At 71.8% G+C, this 21,423-nt stretch carries 17 protein-coding genes; 9 read left to right on the top strand and 8 right to left on the bottom strand.

The window, feature by feature from the left end; genetic code table 11:
• Positions 1 to 2 precede the first annotated feature (2 nt).
• Complete coding sequence (gene paaN / locus ACIQMR_RS06350; protein WP_401383549.1) at positions 3 to 1,679, bottom strand: phenylacetic acid degradation protein PaaN; 1,677 nt, start codon at positions 1,677 to 1,679, stop codon at positions 3 to 5.
• A 124-nt stretch (positions 1,680 to 1,803) separates the two neighbouring features.
• Here paaN and ACIQMR_RS06345 point away from each other — a divergent pair, with 124 nt between their 5' ends.
• Both ACIQMR_RS06345 and ACIQMR_RS06340 read left to right on the top strand, forming a co-directional pair.
• The gene (locus tag ACIQMR_RS06345) at positions 1,804 to 3,348 is read left to right on the top strand and encodes a 3-hydroxyacyl-CoA dehydrogenase (protein WP_401383546.1); all 1,545 of its coding nucleotides are present in this window, start codon (positions 1,804 to 1,806) and stop codon (positions 3,346 to 3,348) included.
• Positions 3,345 to 3,941: a TetR/AcrR family transcriptional regulator gene (locus tag ACIQMR_RS06340; RefSeq protein WP_266380460.1), complete on the top strand. Its 597-nt coding sequence runs from the start codon at positions 3,345 to 3,347 to the stop codon at positions 3,939 to 3,941. The genes ACIQMR_RS06345 and ACIQMR_RS06340 overlap by 4 nt, the downstream gene beginning before the upstream one ends.
• A 125-nt stretch (positions 3,942 to 4,066) precedes the next feature.
• On the opposite strand, the gene ACIQMR_RS06335 is transcribed toward ACIQMR_RS06340, so the two are convergent.
• Positions 4,067 to 4,582, bottom strand: coding sequence for an Lrp/AsnC family transcriptional regulator (locus tag ACIQMR_RS06335; RefSeq protein ID WP_266384238.1), 516 nt, complete (start codon positions 4,580 to 4,582; stop codon positions 4,067 to 4,069).
• A 214-nt stretch (positions 4,583 to 4,796) separates the two neighbouring features.
• Between ACIQMR_RS06335 and pdhA the strand changes: the two genes are divergently transcribed.
• The 7 genes from pdhA to ACIQMR_RS06300 all read left to right on the top strand — a co-directional run bounded on the left by pdhA (position 4,797) and on the right by ACIQMR_RS06300 (position 13,005).
• Positions 4,797 to 5,957: a pyruvate dehydrogenase (acetyl-transferring) E1 component subunit alpha gene (pdhA, locus tag ACIQMR_RS06330; protein WP_401384097.1), complete on the top strand. Its 1,161-nt coding sequence runs from the start codon at positions 4,797 to 4,799 to the stop codon at positions 5,955 to 5,957.
• Positions 5,954 to 6,967, top strand: coding sequence for an alpha-ketoacid dehydrogenase subunit beta (locus ACIQMR_RS06325; RefSeq protein ID WP_401383543.1), 1,014 nt, complete (start codon positions 5,954 to 5,956; stop codon positions 6,965 to 6,967). Before pdhA ends, ACIQMR_RS06325 begins: the two co-directional genes overlap by 4 nt.
• The gene (locus tag ACIQMR_RS06320) at positions 6,967 to 8,484 is read left to right on the top strand and encodes a dihydrolipoamide acetyltransferase family protein (protein ID WP_401383540.1); all 1,518 of its coding nucleotides are present in this window, start codon (positions 6,967 to 6,969) and stop codon (positions 8,482 to 8,484) included. Before ACIQMR_RS06325 ends, ACIQMR_RS06320 begins: the two co-directional genes overlap by 1 nt.
• A gap of 66 nt (positions 8,485 to 8,550) precedes the next feature.
• Complete coding sequence (locus ACIQMR_RS06315) at positions 8,551 to 9,438, top strand: NTP transferase domain-containing protein (protein ID WP_401383537.1); 888 nt, start codon at positions 8,551 to 8,553, stop codon at positions 9,436 to 9,438.
• The gene (locus ACIQMR_RS06310; RefSeq protein ID WP_401383534.1) at positions 9,438 to 10,904 is read left to right on the top strand and encodes a molybdopterin molybdotransferase MoeA; all 1,467 of its coding nucleotides are present in this window, start codon (positions 9,438 to 9,440) and stop codon (positions 10,902 to 10,904) included. The genes ACIQMR_RS06315 and ACIQMR_RS06310 overlap by 1 nt, the downstream gene beginning before the upstream one ends.
• The gene (locus tag ACIQMR_RS06305; protein ID WP_401383532.1) at positions 10,901 to 11,986 is read left to right on the top strand and encodes a potassium channel family protein; all 1,086 of its coding nucleotides are present in this window, start codon (positions 10,901 to 10,903) and stop codon (positions 11,984 to 11,986) included. The genes ACIQMR_RS06310 and ACIQMR_RS06305 overlap by 4 nt, the downstream gene beginning before the upstream one ends.
• 26 nt (positions 11,987 to 12,012) lie before the next feature.
• Positions 12,013 to 13,005 (top strand): NAD(P)H-quinone oxidoreductase, encoded by a 993-nt coding sequence (locus tag ACIQMR_RS06300; RefSeq protein WP_401383529.1) that lies wholly within the window; start codon positions 12,013 to 12,015, stop codon positions 13,003 to 13,005.
• Positions 13,006 to 13,111: 106 nt separating this feature from the next.
• Here ACIQMR_RS06300 and ACIQMR_RS06295 read toward each other — a convergent pair whose 3' ends face one another.
• From ACIQMR_RS06295 to ACIQMR_RS06270, 6 genes are all read right to left on the bottom strand, one after another.
• A complete protein-coding gene (locus ACIQMR_RS06295; RefSeq protein WP_401383526.1) occupies positions 13,112 to 13,648 on the bottom strand; it encodes a bacterial proteasome activator family protein in 537 nt (178 codons plus the stop codon).
• A 157-nt stretch (positions 13,649 to 13,805) separates the two neighbouring features.
• A complete protein-coding gene (locus ACIQMR_RS06290; protein WP_401383523.1) occupies positions 13,806 to 16,661 on the bottom strand; it encodes an FtsX-like permease family protein in 2,856 nt (951 codons plus the stop codon).
• Positions 16,658 to 17,407 carry an ABC transporter ATP-binding protein gene (locus ACIQMR_RS06285; RefSeq protein ID WP_401383520.1) on the bottom strand — a complete coding sequence of 250 codons (750 nt, stop codon included), beginning with the start codon at positions 17,405 to 17,407 and terminating at the stop codon, positions 16,658 to 16,660. The genes ACIQMR_RS06290 and ACIQMR_RS06285 overlap by 4 nt, the downstream gene beginning before the upstream one ends.
• Before the next feature lie 94 nt (positions 17,408 to 17,501).
• Positions 17,502 to 18,116, bottom strand: a complete 615-nt coding sequence (locus ACIQMR_RS06280; protein WP_401383517.1) for a PadR family transcriptional regulator — start codon at positions 18,114 to 18,116, stop codon at positions 17,502 to 17,504.
• Between the two features lie 382 nt (positions 18,117 to 18,498).
• A complete protein-coding gene (locus ACIQMR_RS06275; protein ID WP_401383514.1) occupies positions 18,499 to 19,314 on the bottom strand; it encodes a hypothetical protein in 816 nt (271 codons plus the stop codon).
• Between the two features lie 167 nt (positions 19,315 to 19,481).
• Entirely contained in the window at positions 19,482 to 21,140 is a 1,659-nt protein-coding gene (locus ACIQMR_RS06270) for a protein kinase (RefSeq protein WP_401383511.1), read from the bottom strand.
• Positions 21,141 to 21,423 lie beyond the last annotated feature (283 nt).

Below are 21,423 nucleotides of genomic sequence, written 5' to 3'. Positions count from 1 at the left end.
TGTCAGGCCTGGCGGCGGATCTCCACCATGCGGAAGCGGTTCGAGACGAAGGCGCCGTCACACAGCGCCGCGTTCGCCGCCGGATTGCCACCCGAGCCGTGGAAGTCGGAGAAGGCCGCCGTCTGGTTCACATAGACCCCGCCCGTCAGATTCAGCGAGAGCTGGGCCGACTCCTCCAGACAGACCTCCTCGACGGCCCGCTCGGCCTCCGTCGAGGTCGTGTACGCACCGACCGTCATCGCGCCCTTCTCGCGCACCGTGCGGCGCAGCAGATCCAGCGCGTCGGTCGTCGAGTCGACCGCGACCGCGAACGAGACCGGGCCGAAGCACTCGGACATGAAGGACGCCTCTTCGTCGGCCCCCTCCCAGTACTTTCGGGCCCCGTCCAGCTTCACGATCACCGGCGTACGCACCACGGCGTCCGGGAAGTCCGGATTGACGACCTCGCGCGAGGGCAGAGCAACCTCGCCCAGAGCGGCCGCCGCGTCCAGCCTGGCCCGCACGTCGGGGTTGACCAGGGCACCCAGCAGCGCATTGGCCCGCGCGTCGTCGCCGAGGAGACCACTCACGGAGGCGGCGAGGTCGGCGACCACCTCGTCGTACGACTTCGGCCCGGCGTCCGTGGTGATTCCGTCCCGCGGGATCAGGAGGTTCTGCGGGGTGGTGCACATCTGGCCGCTGTACAGAGACAGGGAGAAGGCCAGATTGGACAGCATTCCCTTGTAGTCGCCGGTGGAGTCGATCACCACCGTGTTGACGCCGGCCTTCTCCGTGTAGACCTGGGCCTGGCGGGCATTCGCCTCCAGCCAGTCACCGAAGGCGGTGGACCCGGTGTAGTCGATGATCCTGATCTCGGGGCGGACGGCGAGCGTCTTGGCGATGCCCTCGCCCGGGCTCTCGGCGGCCAGCGCCACCAGATTCGGGTCGAAGCCCGCCTCGCTCAGCACCTCGCGGGCGACCCGGACCGTCAGCGCCAGCGGGAGGACGGCGCGCGGGTGCGGCTTGACCAGGACGGGGTTGCCGGTGGCCAGCGAGGCGAACAGACCCGGATACCCGTTCCACGTCGGGAAGGTGTTGCAGCCGATCAGCAGCGCGATCCCGCGCGGCGCGGCCGTGAAGACCTTCCGCAGCTCCAGGGGGTCACGCTTGCCCTGGGGCTTGGACCAGTCGGCGCTCTGCGGCGTGCGCGTCTGCTCTTCGTAGGCATACGCCACCGCCTCCAGGCCGCGGTCCTGGGCGTGCGGGCCGCCTGCCTGGAACGCCATCATGAAGGCCTGGCCGCTCGTGTGCATGACGGCATGGGCGAACTCATGGGTGCGGGCGCTGATCCGCGCCAGGATCTCCAGGCAGACCAGGGCGCGCGTCTCGGGACCCGCCTCGCGCCAGGCCGCCATGCCCGCGCGCATCGCGGGCAACAGGACCTCGATGTCCGGGTGCGGATACTCGATGCCCAGCTCCGGGCCGTACGGCGAGACCTCGCCGCCGGTCCAGCCGTCGGTGCCGGGTTGGTCGAGCTCGAAGCGGGTGCCGAGCAGGGCCTGGTACGCCGCGAGGCCGTCGGCCGCACCGGTCTCGCCATAGGCCTTCGGGTGCTCGGAGTGGGGCGACCAGTACTCCCGTGAGCGAATCGCTTCGAGGGCCCGGTCGAGCGTCGGCCGGTGGGTCTCGGTCAGCTGCATGAAAGACCAACTCCTCGATGAGCTGGGCAGGGGAACGCGGACAGAGTTAGAGTAACCGAACGATCGGTCGGGACAAGGGGGGTCCGCGGAACCTGTGGATAACCCGTAGGGGAGGATCACAGCCATGACCGTCACCGATGCCGCCAGTGGCCCGAGCGGCACCGAGGCCCTCGCGCCCAGCCGTACCGTCGCCGTCATCGGCGCCGGGACCATGGGGCAGGGCATCGCGCAGGTCGCGCTGCTCGCCGGCCACCGCGTATGCCTCTACGACGTCGCCGCAGGCGCGGCGGAGGCCGGGGCGGCCACGATCCTCACCCGCCTGGAACGGCTGGTCGAGAAGGGCCGGCTGGACGAGAGCACGCGCGGCGCGGCGGCACTCCGGCTGGAGCGCGCGACCGACCTCGCCGAGCTCGCCGACAGCGCGCTCGTCGTCGAGGCCGTCGTCGAACGACTCTCGGTCAAGCAGGAGCTCTTCGGCGCGCTCGAGGAGATCGTCGCGGACGACTGCCTGCTGGCGACCAACACCTCCTCGCTGTCCGTCACCGCGATCGCGGGCGCCTTGCGCCTGCCCGGCCGCTTCGTGGGACTGCACTTCTTCAACCCGGCGCCACTGCTTCCGCTCGTCGAGGTCGTCAGCGGCTTCGCCACGGACGAGGACGCGGCCACCCGCGCCTACGAGACCGCCAAGGCCTGGGGGAAGACCCCCGTCCGCTGCGCCGACACCCCCGGGTTCATCGTCAACCGCATCGCCCGGCCCTTCTACGCGGAAGCGCTGCGGGTCCACGAGGAGCGCGGTGCCGACCCGGCCACCATCGACGCGGTTCTGCGCGAGTCCGGCGGATTCAGGATGGGCCCGTTCGAGCTCACCGATCTGATCGGCCAGGATGTCAACGAGGCCGTGACCCGCTCGGTGTGGGAGTCCTTCTTCCAGGACCCGAAGTTCACCCCGTCGCTCGCCCAGCGCCGCCTGGTCCAGTCGGGACGCCTCGGCCGCAAGTCCGGTCAGGGCTGGTTCCCGTACGCGGAAGGCACCGAGCGGCCCGAGCCGCACACCGCCGCTCCCGCGAAGGCTCCCGAGGCGATCACCGTCCGAGGTGACCTGGGGCCCGCCGAGCCGCTCGTCGCTCTCTTCGAGGAAGCCGGGGTCAAGGTCCGGCGCAGGGGCGGCGGCGGGTACATCCGGCTGCCCGGTGGCGGGCGGCTGTGCCTCGCGGACGGTGAGACGTCCTTCGAGTTCTACGAACAAGAGATCATCTACTTCGATCTGGCGCTCGACTACGCCGCGGCCACCCGTATCGCCGTGTCCACCGCGGCGGCGACCTCGCCGGAGAGCCTCCAGGAGGCGATCGGCCTCTTCCAGGCGACCGGCAAGCGGGTGTCCGTGATCGAGGACGTGCCGGGCATGATCGTCGCCCGTACGGTCGCGATGCTGGCGGACATCGCCGCGGACGCGGTCGACCGGGGCGTCGCATCGGCGGAGGACGTCGACACCGCGATGAGGCTCGGTGTGAACTACCCGGCAGGCCCCCTGGAATGGGCCTCCAGGGTGGGTTTCCGGCGGATCTGCGACCTCCTGGGGGAGCTGCACCAGCGCTACCCCACGGGCAGGTACGCGCCGTCCCTGGGGACGGTCCGCCGCGCGGTCGAGGAGAACGGGGGCAGCCGATGACCACGGCCAAGAGGGACACGTACACGCCCGAGACGCTGCTGTCCGTCGCGGTTCGCGTCTTCAACGAGCGCGGCTACGACGGCACGTCCATGGAGCACCTCTCCAGGGCCGCCGGGATCTCCAAGTCGTCGATATACCACCACGTCGCGGGCAAGGAGGAGCTGCTGCGCCGTGCGGTCAGCCGCGCGCTCGACGGCCTGTTCGGGATCCTCGACGAGGCGGGCGCGACGCGCGGACGGGCGCTGGAGCGGGTCGAGTACGTGACCCGCCGCACCGTCGAGGTGCTGATGGCGGAGCTGCCCTACGTCACGCTGCTCCTGCGTGTCCGGGGCAACACCAGGACGGAGCGCTGGGCCCTGGAGCGGCGCCGCGAGTTCGACCACCGCGTCGCCGATCTGCTCAAGGCGGCCGCCGCCGAGGGCGACCTCCGCGCGGACATGGACATGCGGCTGGCGACCCGCCTGCTCTTCGGCATGGTCAACTCCCTGGTGGAGTGGTACCGGCCGCAGGCCGGCACCGGCTACGACCGCGAGCAGGTGGCCGACGCGGTCGTCAGGCTCGCCTTCGACGGCTTGCGCACGGCCACCCCCTGACACAGGCTCCACTGCAACACGCGCGGCGTCTGCCCGGGGCACGACGCGTCCACCCGGGGCACGCCGCGTCTCCGAAGCACATGCCGCCCGCCTGACGCCCGCATTCCGGCCGTACCCGGTCCCGCTCAGCGGGCCGGGTACGGATCGAGGTCCGTCTCCTCGAAGACCAGCAGGGTGCGGGTGGAGAGCACCTCGGGAATCGACTGGAGCTTGGTCAGCACCAGCTCACGCAGGGTGCGGTTGTCCGGAGTGTGGACCAGCAGCAGGACATCGAAATCGCCGCTGACCAGCGCGATGTGGGCGGCTCCCGGGAGCGCCTGGAGCTGCTCGCGGACCGTTCGCCACGAGTTCTGCACGATCTTGAGCGTGATGTAGGCCGAGGCGCCGTGTCCGGCGCGCTCGTGGTTCACGCGCGCGCTGAAGCCGCGGATCACGCCGTCGTCGATCAGCCGGTTGATCCGGGCGTAGGCATTGGCGCGGGACACATGGACCCGCTCGGCCACGGAGCGTATCGAGGCGCGGCCGTCCGTCTGGAGGATGCGGAGGATGTCCCGGTCGATCGCGTCCAGCGTGCGCGGCGGCGGGCCCTGGTCCGCGCCGGGCACGGCCTCGTAGACCGTGCGGTCCTCGTCATCGGCCATTTGTTCAGCTGTCACGTCCCCCCGCCTTTCTGCCGTGGACGACCTGCTCCTATCCCAGGCTGTGGAGAACCGTTTGTCCACAGGCTGAAGGTGCCTGTAGCCAAAATGCGCCCACGACCGAACAATCGGTAGGTGAGGCGCCTCACACTCCGCGCCCTTCATGGGTCCTTATGCCCGCTCCCACGAGGAGGTGCTCGCGTTGAAGAAGAGCAGCATCACGGTCCAGGAGCGGCCGGGTGCGGCCTACCGGCCCACCCCGCCGCCCGCCTGGAAGCCGCGCACCGACCCTGCGCCGCTGCTCCCCGACCCGGAGCCGTACCGGGTCCTCGGCACCGACGCCGCGGCCGGGGCCGACCCCCAGCTGCTTCTGCGGCTGTACGCGGAGCTGGTCCGCGGCCGCAGGTACAACGCGCAGGCGACCGCCCTCACCAAGCAGGGCAGGCTCGCCGTATACCCGTCGAGCACCGGCCAGGAGGCCTGCGAGGTCGCCGCCGCGCTCGCCCTCGAGGAGCGCGACTGGCTCTTCCCCAGCTATCGGGACACCCTCGCGGCCGTGGCCCGCGGCCTCGACCCCGTTCAGGCGCTGACGTTGCTGCGCGGCGACTGGCACACCGGCTACGACCCGCGCGAGCACCGCATCGCACCGCTGTGCACCCCGCTCGCCACCCAGCTCCCGCACGCCGTGGGCCTGGCGCACGCCGCCCGGCTGAAGGGCGACGATGTCGTGGCGCTCGCCATGGTCGGCGACGGCGGCACCAGTGAGGGCGACTTCCACGAGGCGCTCAACTTCGCCGCCGTATGGCAGGCACCGGTCGTCTTCCTGGTGCAGAACAACGGCTTCGCGATCTCCGTCCCGCTCGCCAAGCAGACCGCCGCGCCGTCCCTCGCCCACAAGGCGGTCGGGTACGGAATGCCCGGCCGGCTCGTCGACGGCAATGACGCGGCGGCGGTCCACGAGGTGCTCACCGAGGCGGTCGGGCGGGCGCGGCGCGGCGGGGGCCCGACCCTGGTCGAGGCCGTCACGTATCGCATCGAGGCGCACACCAACGCCGATGACGCGACCCGTTACCGGGGCGACAGCGAGGTCGAGGCCTGGCGCGAGCACGACCCGATCCGGCTGCTCGAGCAGGAGCTGACCGGGCGGGGGCTGCTCGACGAGGACACCGTGAAGGCCGCCGGTGACGCCGCGGAGGCGATGGCGGCGAAGCTGAGGGAGCGGATGAACGCGGACCCGGTGCTCGATCCGATGGACCTGTTCGCGCATGTCTACGCCGAGCAGACCGGCCAACTGCGGGAGCAGGCCGCGCAACTGCGTGCCGAGCTGGACGCCGAGAGCGGAGAAGGCGCCCACGGCGCGGAGGGTGACGCACGATGAGCACGGCAACCGCACGGCAGGCCAAGCCCGCCACGATGGCGCAGGCCCTCCAGCGCGCCATGCGCGACGCCATGGCCGAGGACCCGTCCGTCCATGTCATGGGTGAGGACGTCGGCACCCTCGGTGGCGTCTTCCGGGTCACGGACGGGCTCGCCAAGGAGTTCGGCGAGGAGCGTTGTACGGACACGCCGCTCGCCGAGGCGGGCATCCTCGGCACGGCCGTCGGCATGGCGATGTACGGGCTGCGTCCCGTCGTCGAGATGCAGTTCGACGCCTTCGCCTATCCGGCGTTCGAGCAGCTGATCAGCCATGTCGCCCGCATGCGCAACAGGACGCGCGGCGCGATGCCGATGCCGATCACCGTGCGCGTGCCCTACGGCGGCGGGATCGGCGGCGTCGAGCACCACAGCGACTCGTCCGAGGCGTACTACATGGCGACTCCGGGGCTCCATGTCGTCACGCCGGCGACGGTCGACGACGCCTACGGGCTGCTGCGGTCGGCCATCGCCTCCGACGATCCCGTGGTCTTCCTGGAGCCGAAGCGGCTCTACTGGTCGAAGTCCGACTGGTCCCCGGAGGCTCCTGCCGCCGTGGAGCCGATCGGGCGCGCGGTGGTACGGCGTCAGGGGCGCAGCGCCACGCTGATCACCTACGGCCCCTCCCTGCCGGTCTGCATGGAGGCGGCCGAGGCCGCACAGGCCGAGGGCTGGGACCTGGAAGTGGTCGATCTGCGCTCGCTGGTGCCCTTCGACGACGAGACCGTGTGCGCGTCGGTGCGTCGCACGGGCCGTGCCGTCGTCGTCCATGAGGCGACGGGCTTCGGCGGACCCGGTGCGGAGATCGCGGCCCGGGTCACCGAGCGCTGCTTCCACCATCTGGAAGCGCCGGTCCTGAGAGTGGCCGGTTTCGACATCCCCTATCCGCCGCCGATGCTGGAGCGACACCATCTGCCGGGTGTGGACCGGGTACTGGACGCTGTGGCGCGGCTGCAGTGGGAGGCGGAGAGCTGATGGCCCAGGTGCTCGAATTCAGGCTGCCGGACCTCGGTGAGGGCCTGACCGAGGCGGAGATCGTACGGTGGCTGGTCGCCGAGGGCGATGTCGTCGCCGTCGACCAGCCGGTCGTCGAGGTCGAGACGGCCAAGGCGATGGTCGAGGTGCCCTGCCCGTACGCGGGCGTGGTCACCGCGCGCTTCGGTGAGGAGGGCACGGAGCTGCCCGTCGGCGCGCCTCTGATCACCGTCGCCGTGGGTGCGGCGGAGCCGGGCCCCGGGGCCTCCGAGGGCTCTGCGGCCGCCGCGGAGGAGTCCTCAGGCAATGTGCTCGTCGGGTACGGCACGGGCGCACCGGCGGCGCGCCGCCGCCGCATCCGGCCGTCGGCGCTGTCGGGCGGCAGGCCCGCGGACGCGGCTGCGGGCTCCGCACCCGGCCCGAGCCTCACGGCCGGTCCGGAGCCGGCGCCCGGCATGGCATCGGAGGGCGGCTCCTTCGCGGGCCATGAGCCCGTCTGGGACAGCGCCGTGGAGAGCCCGGCACCCGACGCCCCGCGCGGCGTCGCGGCTCCGGGCATCGCCGCCCCGGCGGGGCCCGCGCCCACGCACGAAGGACCTGTGGCGGTCATTTCGCCGCTGGTGCGGCGGCTGGCCAGGGAGCACGGGGTCGACCTGCGCGAGCTGAAGGGGTCGGGGCCCGACGGGCTGATCCTGCGCGCGGACGTCGAGCACGCGGTACGGGGCCTCACGGCCACGGCCGGACGGCAATTGGCGACCTCCGCCGTATCCCTGTCCGCATCCGCATCCGCATCCACGTCCGCATCCGTGCCCGCGCATGCCGCGGTCGCCGGTGAGCGGGTCCCGCTGCGCGGGGTGCGCGGCGCGGTCGCGGAGAAGCTGTCGCGCAGTCGCCGCGAGATCCCGGACGCGACGTGCTGGGTCGACGCGGACGCGACCGAACTCATGGCCGCGCGCAGGGCCATGAACGCGGCGGGCGGGCCGAAGGTCTCGCTCCTCGCGCTGCTCGCCCGCATCTGCACGGCAGCGCTGGCCCGCTATCCCGAGCTCAACTCCACGGTCGACCTGGACGCCAGGGAGATCGTGCGGCTGCCCGAGGTGCATCTCGGCTTCGCGGCCCAGGCCGACCGCGGCCTGGTCGTCCCCGTGGTGCGGGCCGCCCAGGACCGCACGGCCGAGTCGCTCACCGAGGAGTTCGCGCGGCTGACCGACAAGGCCAGGCAGGGCAGCCTGACCCCGGCCGACCTCACCGGCGGCACGTTCACGCTGAACAACTACGGCGTGTTCGGCGTCGACGGGTCCACGCCGATCATCAACCACCCGGAGGCGGCCATGCTCGGTGTCGGCCGCATCGTGCCCAAGCCCTGGGTGCATCAGGGCGAACTCGCGGTCCGGCAGGTCGTACAGCTCTCGCTGACCTTCGACCACCGGGTGTGCGACGGCGGCACGGCAGGCGGCTTCCTCCGGTATGTGGCGGACTGCGTCGAGCAGCCCGCGGTACTGCTGCGCACGCTGTAGCCGGTGCGGCGGCCGCAGGGCCGCCGCACCGGTTCCGTATCGGCGGTCACGGACCATACTTCTGGGGTGACTGCCGATGCGGAATACGACGCGATCGTGCTCGCCGGAGGCGCCGCCAAGCGGCTCGGCGGGGTGGACAAGCCGGGAGTGAGCGTCGGCGGCCGGGCGCTGCTCGACCGGGTGCTGACAGCGAGCCGGGGAGCAGACCGCACCATCGTGGTCGGCGGGCGACGGGCGACCGCACGCCCGGTGCTCTGGGCGCGCGAGAGCCCGCCCGGCGGTGGGCCGCTCGCCGCGCTCGACGCCGGGCTGCGCATGGCCGAGGCCGGGACGGTGCTCGTGCTCTCCGCCGACCTTCCGTTTCTCGACGCCGCGACCGTGCGGCGGCTCCTGGACACTCTGAGGACGGGCGGGCGGGAAGGCGCGCTGCTCATCGACGCCGACGGACGCGATCAGCCGCTCGTGGCCTCCTACCGCGCCGAGCCGCTCCGCCGCGAGCTGGCCCTGATCGCCGCCGAGCACGGCAGCCTCACCGGGCTGCCGCTGCGGCTGCTGACGGGGGAGCTCGACCTCGACCGGGTCTCCGCCGATCCGTTCACCGCGTACGACTGCGACACCTGGGAGGACATCGCCACGGCCCGGGCCCGTATCAGGGAGCATGGGAGCGTGCTGGATGAATGGATCACCGCAGTCAAGGACGAACTCGGCATCGAGCTGGATGTCGACACCGGCGCCTTGCTCGACCTGGCCCGGGACGCCGCCCATGGTGTAGCCCGGCCCGCGGCGCCGCTCACGACCTTCCTGGTCGGGTACGCGGCGGCCAGGGCGGGTGGGGACAGCGCGAAGGCCGTTGCCGAGGCCGCACGTAAGGCCGCCGCGCTCGCCGAGCGGTGGGCCGCGGAAGCCGACGGAGCAGGAGCCGACGCCGGCCGGAACGACGGGACCGGCGGCTGATGACGGCGCAGGACCACGAACTCGGCGCTCCGGGTACGGTCGGGCAGAGCGGCGCCGAGGAGCAAGGAACGGGTTCCGTGCCCCACGGGCGGCCCGGCGCCGCGGACGCCACCCCCTCGGCCGCCACGTCCCCTTCCGCCCCCTCGCCTTCCGCCGACGACGGCGTCGAGGACGCCCTCGCGCTGGTGGGGCGGCAGCCGGCGCGGCCGGCCGACGGCCAGGACGCCCGCGCACCCGGCCAGGACCGTCCGTCCGCGGCCCGGCACCGTGCCACGCCCTGGGAGAAGGCCCGCTCGGTCGCCTCACGCGCCGGCAGTGCCACCGCGCTCCGCACCCACCGCGAACCGCTCGATGCCTCGCTCGGCCGTGTGCTCGCCACCCCGCTGACCGCGTTCACGGATCTGCCGTCCTTCGACACCTCCGCCATGGACGGCTGGGCCGTCGCCGGCCCGGGCCCCTGGACCGTGGCGCCCGGCCACAGCGGCATCCTCGCCGGGCACGGTGAGCCCGAGCCGCTCGCCGACGGCACGGCGGTACGCATCGCCACCGGCGCCCGTGTCCCGCCGGGTGCCACCGCGGTGATCCGCAGTGAGCACTCCCGCACGGACGGCAGCGGTCACCTCCATGCCCAACGCCAGGTGAGCCATGGACAGGACATCAGGCCGCGCGGCCAGGAATGCCGCTCCGGCGACCAACTCCTGCCCGCCGGAGCGCTGGTGACCCCCGCCGTGCTCGGTCTCGCCGCGGCCGCCGGATACGACGAGCTGCACACCGTGGTCCGGCCGCGTGTGGAAGTGCTCGTCCTGGGCGATGAGTTGCTCACCGAAGGGCTGCCCCACGACGGGCTGATCCGCGATGCTCTCGGGCCGATGATCGGCCCTTGGCTGCGGGCCCTGGGCGCCGAGGTCATCGCCACCCAGCGGGTCGGTGACGACGCCGAGGCGCTGCAGCGGGCCGTCACCGCCTCCGATGCCGATCTCGTCGTCACCACGGGCGGCACGGCCGCGGGTCCCGTCGACCATGTCCATCCGATGCTGAGCAAGGCGGGTGCCGAGCTGCTGGTCGACGGGGTCGCCGTGCGACCGGGACATCCGATGCTGCTGGCCAGGCTTGCGCCCGGTCGGCATCTGGTGGGGCTCCCCGGCAATCCGCTCGCCGCGGTTTCCGGGCTGCTCACGCTCGCGGAGCCGTTGTTGCGTCAGAGGTCGGGGCAGGCAACCCCGGCCCCGTATCGCGCGTCCCTACGGGATGAGGTCCACGGCCACCCGTATGACACTCGACTGGTGCCGGTGGTGCACCGCGGCGACAGCGTCGTACCGCTGCACTACCACGGTCCGGCCATGCTGCGGGGTGTCGCCGCTGCGGACGGTCTCGCCGTCGTGCCGCCCGGCGGGGCGGATGCGGGCGAGGTGCTGGAGGTCCTCGATCTGCCCTGGCTGCCGACCTCCGAAGGGTGTTTCACGTGAAACTTCCCGGCCATGACGCAATGGCCCGGGAGGCCGACGAACAGTTGGCCGTCTCGCGAGTGAAGTTGCCCAAACGGGTCGTCGAGCGGCCGCTGCTGCAGGTGGGCAAGCGGCTGCTGTTGGCGCTGGTGGTGCTGTTGCTCACGGTCTTCATCGTGTGGCTGGACCGCGGCGGGTATCACGACAACGCGGACGGGAAAGTCGACTTCCTCGACTCCTTCTACTACGCCACCGTCACCCTCTCCACCACGGGGTACGGCGACATCGTTCCGCACAGCGACAGCGCGCGGCTGGTCAATGTGCTGCTGGTGACGCCGCTGCGTGTGCTCTTCCTGATCATCCTGGTCGGCACCACTCTCGAGGTCCTCACCGAGCGGACCCGGGACGAGTGGCGGCTGAACCGCTGGAGGTCCACCTTGCGTGACCACACCGTCGTCATCGGCTTCGGCACGAAGGGACGTTCCGCGCTTCTGACCCTGTGTGCGACGGGTCTGAAGAAGGAGCAGGTCGTCATCGTCGACCCGAGTTCCAAGGTCATCGAGGCGGCGACCGCGGACGGATTCGCGGGGGTCATCGGCGATGCGACCCGCAGTGATGTGCTGATCCGTGCCGAGCTGCAACGAGCGCGCCAGATCATCATCGCCACACAGCGCGACGACACCGCTGTCCTCGTCGCCCTCACCGCACGGCAGCTCAACCGGGGGGCGAAGATCGTCGCCGCGGTCCGGGAGGAGGAGAACGCGCCACTGCTGCGCCAGTCCGGGGCCGACGCGGTGATCACCAGCGCCAGTGCGGCGGGCCGGCTGCTCGGCCTGTCCGTGCTCAGTCCCTACGCGGGCACGGTGATGGAGGACCTGATCCAGCAGGGCAGCGGTCTCGATATCGTCGAGCGTCCGGTGATAAAGAGCGAGGTCGGCAAGAACGTCCGGGACACGGACGACCTGGTGGTGAGCGTGCTGCGCGGCCACCGGCTGCTCGGGTACGACGATCCCAAGGCCAGCCCGCTGCAGCTGACGGACCGGTTGATCACCATTGTGCGGGCGTCGCACACACCGTCCTCCGGCGGCGTGGACCAGCGGTAGCGGCAGCCCGGAGTAGCCTCGCGCCCATGCATGCGATCACGATTCCCGAACCAGGTGGTCCCGAGGCGCTGGTCTGGGCGGAGGTGCCGGACGCCGAAGCCGGCGACGGGGAGGTCCTCGTCGAAGTTGCCGCGAGCGCCGTCAACCGCGCGGATCTGCTGCAACGGCAGGGCTTCTACGAGCCGCCGCCCGGAGCATCCCCCTATCCCGGGCTGGAGTGCTCGGGCCGGATCGTGGCGCTCGGCCCCGGGGTCTCCGGGTGGAGCGTCGGCGACGAGGTGTGTGCGCTGCTGGCGGGCGGCGGATACGCGGAGAAGGTGGCCGTGCCGGCGGGGCAGCTGCTGCCCGTACCGGAGGGCCTCGACCTGGTCACTGCGGCGGCGCTGCCGGAAGTGGCCTGCACGGTCTGGTCCAACGTCTTCATGGTGGCGCATCTGCGCCCCGGCGAGACGCTGCTGGTGCACGGCGGGGCGAGCGGCATCGGCACGATGGCGATCCAGCTGGCGAAGGCGGTGGGAGCCAAGGTCGCCGTCACCGCGGGCGGCCCGGAGAAGCTCGCACGGTGTGCCGAGCTGGGAGCCGACATCCTGATCGACTACCGCGAGCAGGACTTCGTGGAGGAGCTGCGGAGCGCGACGGACGGTGCCGGGGCGGATGTCATCCTCGACATCATGGGGGCGAAGTACCTCGACCGGAACGTGCGCGCACTGGCCGTGAACGGCCGCCTCGCGGTGATCGGGCTGCAGGGCGGAGTGAAGGCCGAACTGAACCTGGGAGCGCTGCTCGCGAAGCGCGCCGCGATCACGGCGACGACGTTGCGCGCGCGGCCGCTGAACGAGAAGGCGTCGATCGTGGCGGCGGTGCGGGAACATGTGTGGCCCCTGGTCGCCGCGGGGACGGTACGGGCCGTGGTGGACAGCACCGTGCCGATGCGGGAGGCATCCGAGGGGCACCGCGCCCTCGAGTCGGGCACGCATGTGGGCAAGGTGGTCCTGGTGTCGCCCACGGTGGGCGACTGAGCCCGGCGCGGAACCGAGAACGACACGGAGCCCGGCACGCGCGTGAACTGAGCAATGTCAACGGCCCCGTTCCCTCGGAGGGAACGGGGCCGTGGCACGTCAGGAATCAGAGGTACGGACCCGAGCGGATCGCACCGTGGGCGGAGTCGTCATCCGTGGGGGCGCCCGGCGGGAGAGCGCGGCGCATCTGCTCCAGCTGAGCGCGCGCCGCCATCTGCTGGGCGAACAGGGCCGTCTGGATGCCGTGGAACAGGCCCTCGAGCCAGCCGACCAACTGGGCCTGGGCGATGCGCAGTTCCGCCTCGGAGGGCACCGCGTCATCGGTGAACGGGAGCGACAGCCGCTCCAATTCCTCGACGAGCTCCGGTGCGAGGCCGTCCTCGAGTTCCTTCACCGAACCTCGGTGGATCTCCTTGAGCCGGACCCGGCTCGCCTCGTCGAGAGGAGCCGCCCGCACCTCCTCCAGAAGCTGCTTGATCATGCTGCCGATGCGCATGACCTTCGCAGGCTGCTCGACCATCTCCGTCACCGGGACCTCGCGGGACTCGACGTCACCTTCACCGCCGCCGAGCGCCATACCGTCCTGTCCCACGATGAGGACATGGGGGCTCTCCTGCGACCGTTCATTCCTCGGCATCTCCATGCCGTCCATTCTCTCGCACATGTGGTTCACCACACGGTGTGCCCCCGTATCGGGGTGATCCACCCTGATACGGGGGCACAGGTCCATCACGGCCGGTATCGGACCGCCGCCGGACCGTGTCGGGCGGCCCTTGGGACGGAACTCCCGCCACGAAGGGTCAGGTCGCCTCGCGGCGGGAGAGAGCCCCACGGGACCGGGTGACCAGAGCGGCGAGCACGGCCGCGCCGAGCGGCACCGCGATCAGCAGGGCGCCCAGGGTCTCCCAGGGAATGACGATCGGGACGTCCGGCGGGGTCATGTTTCCGCCGAAGCCCTCGTCCAGGGCCTGCTCGTACCAGGCCCTCTCCTCACGCTCCTCGGTCAGCCGCAGCCCGATGGCAGGCAGCACGCCCGCCGCCGAGCCGAGGACCACACCCATCGCCGCGACCACACCGCACTGGAATCCGCTCAGTGTGCGACGCACGCGGGGCGGGGCACCGACGGCCGCCAGCGTCTTGAGGTCCGCCTCCGCGTCCGCCTGGGCGAGCCCGGTGGCGATACCGGCCGCGCCGATGGTGATCAGTCCGGCGAAGACGGCCAGCGCCAGCAGCACGATGCTGTTCTCGCTGGTGTAGCCCTCCTCGATGTGCAGATCGATACTCGCGCCGGTCCGGTCGAGCTCGCCCGACAGCTTCTGGCGCTGCTCACTGCTCGGCAGCCGGTCGGTCGAGTAGTAGGCCCCGAGGGGAACGGTGGCGATGCCGGCGGCCTTGGCGGCGGCGGGCGGCAGGATCATGCCGACTCCGTACGCGTTGGTGCCGTCCGCGACCTGGTGGGCGGAGAAGGTCTTGACCGCGCCGGGAGCCTCCTTGCCCTGTTCCCTCGCCTTGTCGGCGGCTTCCGTGTCGGTGATCAGCCGGATGCCGATCGAGCCCTTCTTGTCGAGGTTGCGCTTGTCGAAGGAGACGATCTTCCCTTCGGACAGCGCCTTCGCGGCCGCCGGGTCGTCGATCCCGAGCACGTTCAGCAGCTTCTCGTCAGCGACGAGCACCCCGCCGTCCGTGTGGCTCATCGCGTTGGACTCCTTGCAGCGCCAGTCCTTGGAGAATGCGCGGCGCTGGGCTTTGGTGAACTTCTCGGCCGGGTCCTCCTTCCCGGTCGTGCTCCACAGCGGGCACTGGTTCGCCTTGGGGACGACGACCTCGTAGCTGCCGCAGCCCTTGTCACCGCTGTACATCGCGCAGTTGACGTTTCCGACGACGGCGCGGTCCACATCGGCCCGTACGTCCACCTGCAGGTTCTTCTGCACGGCCGCGCGGGCCTGAGGCACGTCCCGTCCGCCGGCCTCGTTGACGATCAGCGACACCGCGCCGTGCGGCAGCTGCGCCTCGTACGAGGCCTCGGACTGGGCGTCCCTGCTCGCGGCGTACGTGGCCACGGCGACGGTCCCGGCGACCGCGGCGAGCACGGCGGCCACGGCAGGAGCCGTGCGGCCCCGGTTGCGTACGGCGTCACGCAGCGCGAGTCGCGGCGAGAGCGGCAGCCAGCGGCCGGTGCGGCCGAAGAGGCCGACCAACGCGGGTGTCATCGCGACCACGCCCAGCTCGGCGATCGCGCTTCCGCCCGCCACGAGGACGGACTGGTCGGAGAGCAGCGATCCGTACAGCGCGATCGCGGCACCGAGCAGCACGGCGATCAGGCCGACCACGGGCAGTACCCGGCTGCCGCGGCGTACGCCCCGGCGGCCGGTGAGTGAGGCGAGGACGGACTGCCGGGAAGCGGTCACGGCCGGGACGACCGCGGCCAGCAGACCCGTGAGCACCGCGAGCAGCCCGATACCGAGCAGTTCCAGTGGCCGGATGTCGAAGCTGCCGAAGCGCTGACCCATGTAGTCCTCGAGCAGCGGGCGCAGCGCGAAGGTCAGGGCGAGACCGAGGATCGTGCCCACCACCGCGGCCGCGAAGCCGATCACGAGCCCGCCGGCCAGGACGATGGCGCGGATGTGGCGTCGGTCGCCGCCGTTGGCGCCGACCAGCCCGAGCTGGCGACGGGAGCGCCGGGCGCCGACCGCGAAGGCGGGCCCTGCCAGCAGGCAGATCTCCAGCATCGCGAGGCCGACCACGGTGCCGACCGCGGCGAGAGCCGCGACGTCGGCAGCCCCGCTGTCCCCGTAGCTCTTGGCCCAGTCCTCCTGCTGGTACAGCGGGACGTCACCGTCGGCCGGCGGGGCGAGCTGAACCGCCCGCGAAGCCACCTTCACGCCCTTGGTGTTGATCTGCTTGACCATGTTCCACGTGAAACCGCCGGGAACGCTGACCAGGTAGGTGGTGCTCGTCTCGGTGGACGGCAGGTCGTCCGCCGCCAGTGCCTTGTCGAGCGGGTCGAGCAGCGCGCCGGGAAGGGCGTTGATCTGGTCGCTCTTGAGCGCGTCGGGCAGCTCGTACGAGCCGGTGATCGTGTACTCCCGGTCGAGTCCGCGCGCCGCGAGCTTGGAGCCGACACTCAGCCCGCTGGACTCCAGGAAATGGGTCGTCGCGGCCACCTCGGCCGTCCCCGTGGGGAAGCGGCCGCTGACCAGGGTCATGATGCCGGCGGCCAACGGGTCCGACGCCTTGAGCTCACGGATCTCGGCGTTCAGCAGCCCGTGTGCGGTGCGCAGCTTGCCGGAACCGGCCGAGTCCTCCAGGGACTTCGCGCCCGCAGGGAGGACCTTCCGGACATCCGTCTCGCCCTCGGGCCATGGCTTTTCGTCGAAGTTCCCGACCGGGGCGTAGTTGTTGGCGTCGGGGCTCTGATAGATCGGCACGCCGCCGCTCTGGGCATCGGACATCCGGGCGTCGGCGGCTCCGAGGGTGCGCTCCAGGGCCTGCTCTGTGGAGAGCTCGGCACTGCGCAGCGTCAGATCGGCGGCGCTCACCCCGAGGATCGGCAGGGCGATCATCGCCAGGACGAGGAAGCTGCGTCCCTTGGAGCGGACGGCGTCGCGGCGGGCGATGCGGACCGCGGCGCGCCAGGAGTGGTACCAGTTCTTCACCGCTCGGCCGCCTGCCCGGTCAGCAGGGACTCCGCGTCGGTGCGTACGGTCTGGTCGACGACCGCGCCGTCGCGCAGGAACACGACCCGGTCCGCCCAGGCGGCGAAGCGCGGCTCGTGGGTGACGAGGATGCCGGCCGCCCCCGCGTCGCAGCGGGCCCGCAGCAGGGCGAGCACGGCCTCACCGGTCTCTGAGTCCAGGGCACCGGTCGGCTCGTCGGCGAGCACGAGTCGGCGGTCGCCGACGAGGGCGCGGGCGATGGCCACCCGCTGCTGCTGGCCGCCGGACATCTCGTCCGGGAACCGGTCGGCGAGATGACCGAGGTCCATCTCGGTGAGGGCGGCCACGGCCTCGGCGCGGGCCTTGCGGGCGGAGGTGCCGTCGAGCTCGCGGGGCAGGGCGACGTTCTCGGCGGCGGCGAGCGCCGGGATGAGGTTGTAGTCCTGGAAGACGTACCCGATGCTGCGGCGGCGCAGGGCGGCGAGCGTCTTGCGGTCGGCGGTGGTGATGTCGGTGTTCTCGACGATCACCTGGCCCGAGGACGGGGTGTCGAGACCACCGGCGATCGTCAGAAGCGTCGACTTGCCCGAGCCGGACGGGCCCATGACGGCGACGAGTTCACCGGGGAACACATCGAGATCGATGCCTCGCAGAGCGTGCACTTCGGTGGCACCGCTGCCGTGCACGCGGGTCAGTTTCCGCAGTTGCAGGACGGGTTGCCGGGGCTGGTGGGAGTGGCTGGACATGGGAGGTCCCCCCTTGGACGTGCGCGGAGGGCGCACGTGAGCGGATGTCAGAAGTGAGGTGTGCGGAAGCGGAGCCGGCTCGGGTGCCGCCGACTCAGGCGTGCCTCCGCGGGTGGCTGTGTGCGGGCGCCGGAGCGGGGGCGGGTGGGGGTGCGGACTCCGGACGCGGGGCCGCTGCCGAGGAGAGCCGGATGAGCCGGGCCTCGCAGTGGTCGAGCCAGCGGGCTTCCGCCTCGTTCTGGAAGATGAGCTGTTCCAGCACGAGCAGCCAGGCGACCTCGTCCCGGTCGGCGGGCGCCGTTTCCAGCGCCTGTGCCTTGAGCCGGGTGTAGTCCTGCATCGCCTTCACGGTGTGACGGCGCTGGGACTGGATGACGTTGCGGATGTCGACCGCCGTCGCGCCGACCGCCATGGCGAGCTTGATCGCCAGCTCGTCACGGGCCGGGCTGGTCCGGTCGACGGGCCGTTCGAACCACGCCTTCAGCTCGTCCCGCCCTGTGTCCGTGATGACGTAGAGCGTGTGGCCGGCTTCGTCCTCGCCGTCCTGGACGACCATGCCGTCGCGCTCCAGTCGGCTCAGGGTCGTATAGACCTGGCCGACGTTGAGCGGCCAGGTGGCTCCCGTGCGGGACTCGAACTCCGTGCGGAGCTGTGAGCCGTAGCGAGGGCCGCGTTCGAGAAGGGCGAGCAGCCCGTGGCGGATCGACATACTCAGTATGTATACCGGGTATGCCGACGAGGGCCAACCATCCTGAGGGGGACCTCGTGTGTAGGTCGTACGGAGGACGGACCGGCCTGAGGGGGACGGCAGGCGGTGTCCGGCGCGTGCCGGCGATGCTCCGGCAGATGTCGGCGGCCGCCGGGCGGCGAGCACCGGGCGGCGGGCGGCGGGCGCCGGGCGGCGAGCGCCGGGAGGGGTGCCGGGCGTCGGGCGCCGGGAGGGGCGCCGGGCCGGTTGGCTGCCAAGGCGTCCCGCGGATGTACCGATGGGTGTCTGACGGGGTGTCTCGCCTGTCTCGCCGATGAGTGAGCCCGCCGGTAGCCCGCGGGGGCGGTCCCGACGCGCTCTCGCGGCCTCGTCGGCGACGCTCTCAGCTGCGGCGCAGCCGCAGGCCCATGTACCCGAGCCCCAGTCCCATCAGGGCGCAGCCGGCACCCAGCGTCAGCACGGGGACCTGGCGTTCGAGCGGCGGGGCCGCGGTATGCGGGCGCCCCTGGCCCACCGCCGCGGGGGAGGCGGGTGACGGGCTCGGTGGCGCAGTCGACGAGGGTGCGGCCTCCTCATCGCCCCGTTCCTCCTGTGCCTCTTCCCGAGACTCCTCCTCTTCCTCCTCCTCTTCCTCTCGCATCGACTCGTCGACGGGCTCGTCCGCGTCATCCTGGCCCTCGTCGTGCCGCCGATCGGGCGACGTCGTCGTGCTGGGGGACGGCGCGACGGTACGGCCGGGGCGATCGCGGCCTTCGCCGGCCTGACGTCCGGCGAGCGACGGCGTGGGGGCGGCGGAGGCTTTCCCGCTCGGTGCGGGGCCGGGCTTCTCGGCGCGCCGCGGGTCCGCCTGCGGGCGGGTTCCGTCCTGTGCCTCGTCGCCCTGGCCGGGTCCGGCGGCGCCGCCGACGCGCGGGGACGTCGGCCCGCCGAGCCCCTGTCGCCGGAAGTCCTGCGTCCGCACGCCGTCGTCGTCGCGCCACCAGGAACCCCCGCCGTGGCGCCCGTCGCCCCACGACCCGTCGCCCCACGAATCGTCGGCGTTGCCCCGCGACCTCTCGCCGTCCGCCCGCGATCCCTCGCCGTCCGCCCGCGCATCCTCCGCGTAGGTCGTCCGGGGTGCGTCCGCGTACGCGTACGCCGATACCGGCACGGCCAGCACAAGTGCCGCGATGGTCATCGCACAGTGCGTGCGAAGCATCGGAGTCACGCTGTGACCCCCTCCCGAGCCAGGTCGCCGAGATATCCAACTCAGCGTCACATGGCCGGGCAATTCCGGCATCCCGGACTAAACCGCCTCGATGGGGATCGAGGCGGTGAAAGAGGAGGAGCGTCGGCCAGGGAGGGTAGGAGCTCGGCCGAGGAGGGTTACTGGGAGTCGGCCGGGTCGCCGGTGGAGACCTCAAGGGTGAACTCGGCGTCGTCCTCCGCGATCTCCGTGCCCGCCGGCGGGTACTGCGTGATGATCGCGCCCTCGCCGTAGACCGCCTCGTTCACCGGACGCTCGGACGTGACCTTCCAGCCCGCGGCCTGGATGCAGTCCTTCACCGAGGCGATGTGCTTGTACGTGAAGTCGGGCACCTCGAACTTCTCCGGGTCGCGGCCCTCGTCCGGAGCGGTGCACTCTTCCTTGTCGATGGTCTTGCTCAGGTCGGGTTCCTTGTGGCCCGCCACCGCCGAGTCGCTCGGGGACGGTTTGTCGCCGCCACCGCCCCCGTCGCCGCCGTTCTGCGACAGGGCCACGATCAGTCCGCCGATCGCCAGCAGCGCCACGGCGATCGAGCCGACGATCACCGGCATGTTCCGCCTGCCGCCGCCCGCCGGCGCGGAGGAGCCGTGCTGCGGCGAGAGGTTGTACGGAGCGGGCGCCGGGGCCGCGGTCTGATAGGCCGGGGCCGGGCTCTGCTGCGGGTAGCCGTAGCTCGGGGCGGGCGTCGACGGCCCCGGGACGGGGCCGGGGGCCGAGGTCGGCGGGCCGTACGGACCCGGCTGGTACGGCTGCTGCACACTGTGCGGCGGCGGGACCGGGGCCGACTGGTCCACCGGCGGGAACACCGCGGAACCGACACCCGCACCGCTGTTCGTCGTCGGCGCACCCTGAACGATCACCGGTGCGTGCGTCTGGCCCGCGCTCGCGACCCGCAGGCACTCGTCCCGCATGGCGGCCGCGCTCGGGAAGCGCTCGTTCGGGTTCTTCTTCAGCGCCCGCGCGACCAGGGCGTCCATCGCCGGGCTCACCGAGCGGTTGAAGGAGGACGGAGCGACCGGCTCCTCCTGGACGTGTGCGTACGCGATGGCCAGCGGGGAGTCCGCGTCGAACGGCAGCCGGCCCGTCAGCAGCTGGAAGAGCATGACGCCGACCGAGTACAGGTCGGAGCGGGCGTCGACGCCCCGCCCCAGTGCCTGCTCGGGCGACAGATACTGCGGAGTGCCGACGACCATGCCGGTCTGCGTCATCGACGTCACGCCCGACTGCATGGCGCGCGCGATGCCGAAGTCCATGACCTTGACGACGCCGCGCTTCGTCATCATCACGTTGCCGGGCTTGATGTCCCGGTGGACCAGACCCATTTCATGGCTGGTCTCCAGCGCCGCCAGCACGTCGGCGGTCACCTTCAGCGCCTTGTCGGCCGGCATCGCGCCGTACTGCCGGATGTCCTCCTGGAGCACCGAGCCGAGCGGCTTGCCCTCCACGTACTCCATGACGATGTAGGGCATGACGCCGCCGTCCGCGGCGGAGCCGCTGAACGCCACCGCGTCCTCGCCGGTGTCGAAGACCGACACGATGTTGGTGTGGGACAGCTTGGCGACGGCCTGGGCCTCGCGCCGGAAGCGCTCACGGAACGACTGCTCGCGACCGAGCTCCGTGTGCAGGGTCTTGATGGCGACCTGGCGGTCCAGCGCACTGTCGTACGCCAGATACACCGACGCCATACCGCCTTCGCCGAGCAGGTCGCGAAGCTGGTACCGGCCGCCCGCTACGGAACCGCCCGCGTAGCGGCCGCTGTGTGCGCCGTCCTGGCTCATGACTGTGCTTCCCCCTAGGCGGCGCGCACCGTCGAGCGGTGACCGCGGTGATCCCGATTACGGCCCAAGTCTGCCCGAGGGCAGTGACACGTCAAGCCGGGTGCCCGTTCCGTGACCGTACGCACAAGAACAGTCCCGCAAGCGTTACAGGAACCGTACGGAATTTGCGCCCGCTGACCGGCGGCGGGTTTGATGGCCGGTCCATCTCGAACCGGCCCGTCACAAGAAGCCTGTAGCGTGACGTGGCGAACCACCCGAGAGACGCCGCCCGTGCCCAGCGCGC

This window comes from Streptomyces sp. NPDC091376, assembly GCF_044757085.1.
Lineage (GTDB): Bacteria > Actinomycetota > Actinomycetes > Streptomycetales > Streptomycetaceae > Streptomyces > Streptomyces pratisoli.
This window is presented reverse-complemented; position numbering and strand designations above follow the sequence as displayed.

Excerpts from the sequence above, each read along its gene's own strand:
- ACIQMR_RS06295 (WP_401383526.1), bottom strand. The coding sequence starts at position 13,648 with ATGGAGATGCCGAGGAATGAACGGTCGCAGGAGAGCCCCCATGTCCTC.
- ACIQMR_RS06335 (WP_266384238.1), bottom strand. The coding sequence starts at position 4,582 with ATGGCCGATGACGAGGACCGCACGGTCTACGAGGCCGTGCCCGGCGCG.
- ACIQMR_RS06270 (WP_401383511.1), bottom strand. The coding sequence starts at position 21,140 with ATGAGCCAGGACGGCGCACACAGCGGCCGCTACGCGGGCGGTTCCGTA.
- ACIQMR_RS06345 (WP_401383546.1), top strand. The coding sequence starts at position 1,804 with ATGACCGTCACCGATGCCGCCAGTGGCCCGAGCGGCACCGAGGCCCTC.
- paaN (WP_401383549.1), bottom strand. The coding sequence starts at position 1,679 with ATGCAGCTGACCGAGACCCACCGGCCGACGCTCGACCGGGCCCTCGAA.
- ACIQMR_RS06285 (WP_401383520.1), bottom strand. The coding sequence starts at position 17,407 with ATGTCCAGCCACTCCCACCAGCCCCGGCAACCCGTCCTGCAACTGCGG.
- ACIQMR_RS06320 (WP_401383540.1), top strand. The coding sequence starts at position 6,967 with ATGGCCCAGGTGCTCGAATTCAGGCTGCCGGACCTCGGTGAGGGCCTG.
- ACIQMR_RS06300 (WP_401383529.1), top strand. The coding sequence starts at position 12,013 with ATGCATGCGATCACGATTCCCGAACCAGGTGGTCCCGAGGCGCTGGTC.
- ACIQMR_RS06340 (WP_266380460.1), top strand. The coding sequence starts at position 3,345 with ATGACCACGGCCAAGAGGGACACGTACACGCCCGAGACGCTGCTGTCC.
- ACIQMR_RS06325 (WP_401383543.1), top strand. The coding sequence starts at position 5,954 with ATGAGCACGGCAACCGCACGGCAGGCCAAGCCCGCCACGATGGCGCAG.
- ACIQMR_RS06280 (WP_401383517.1), bottom strand. The coding sequence starts at position 18,116 with ATGTCGATCCGCCACGGGCTGCTCGCCCTTCTCGAACGCGGCCCTCGC.
- ACIQMR_RS06310 (WP_401383534.1), top strand. The coding sequence starts at position 9,438 with ATGACGGCGCAGGACCACGAACTCGGCGCTCCGGGTACGGTCGGGCAG.
- ACIQMR_RS06275 (WP_401383514.1), bottom strand. The coding sequence starts at position 19,314 with ATGCTTCGCACGCACTGTGCGATGACCATCGCGGCACTTGTGCTGGCC.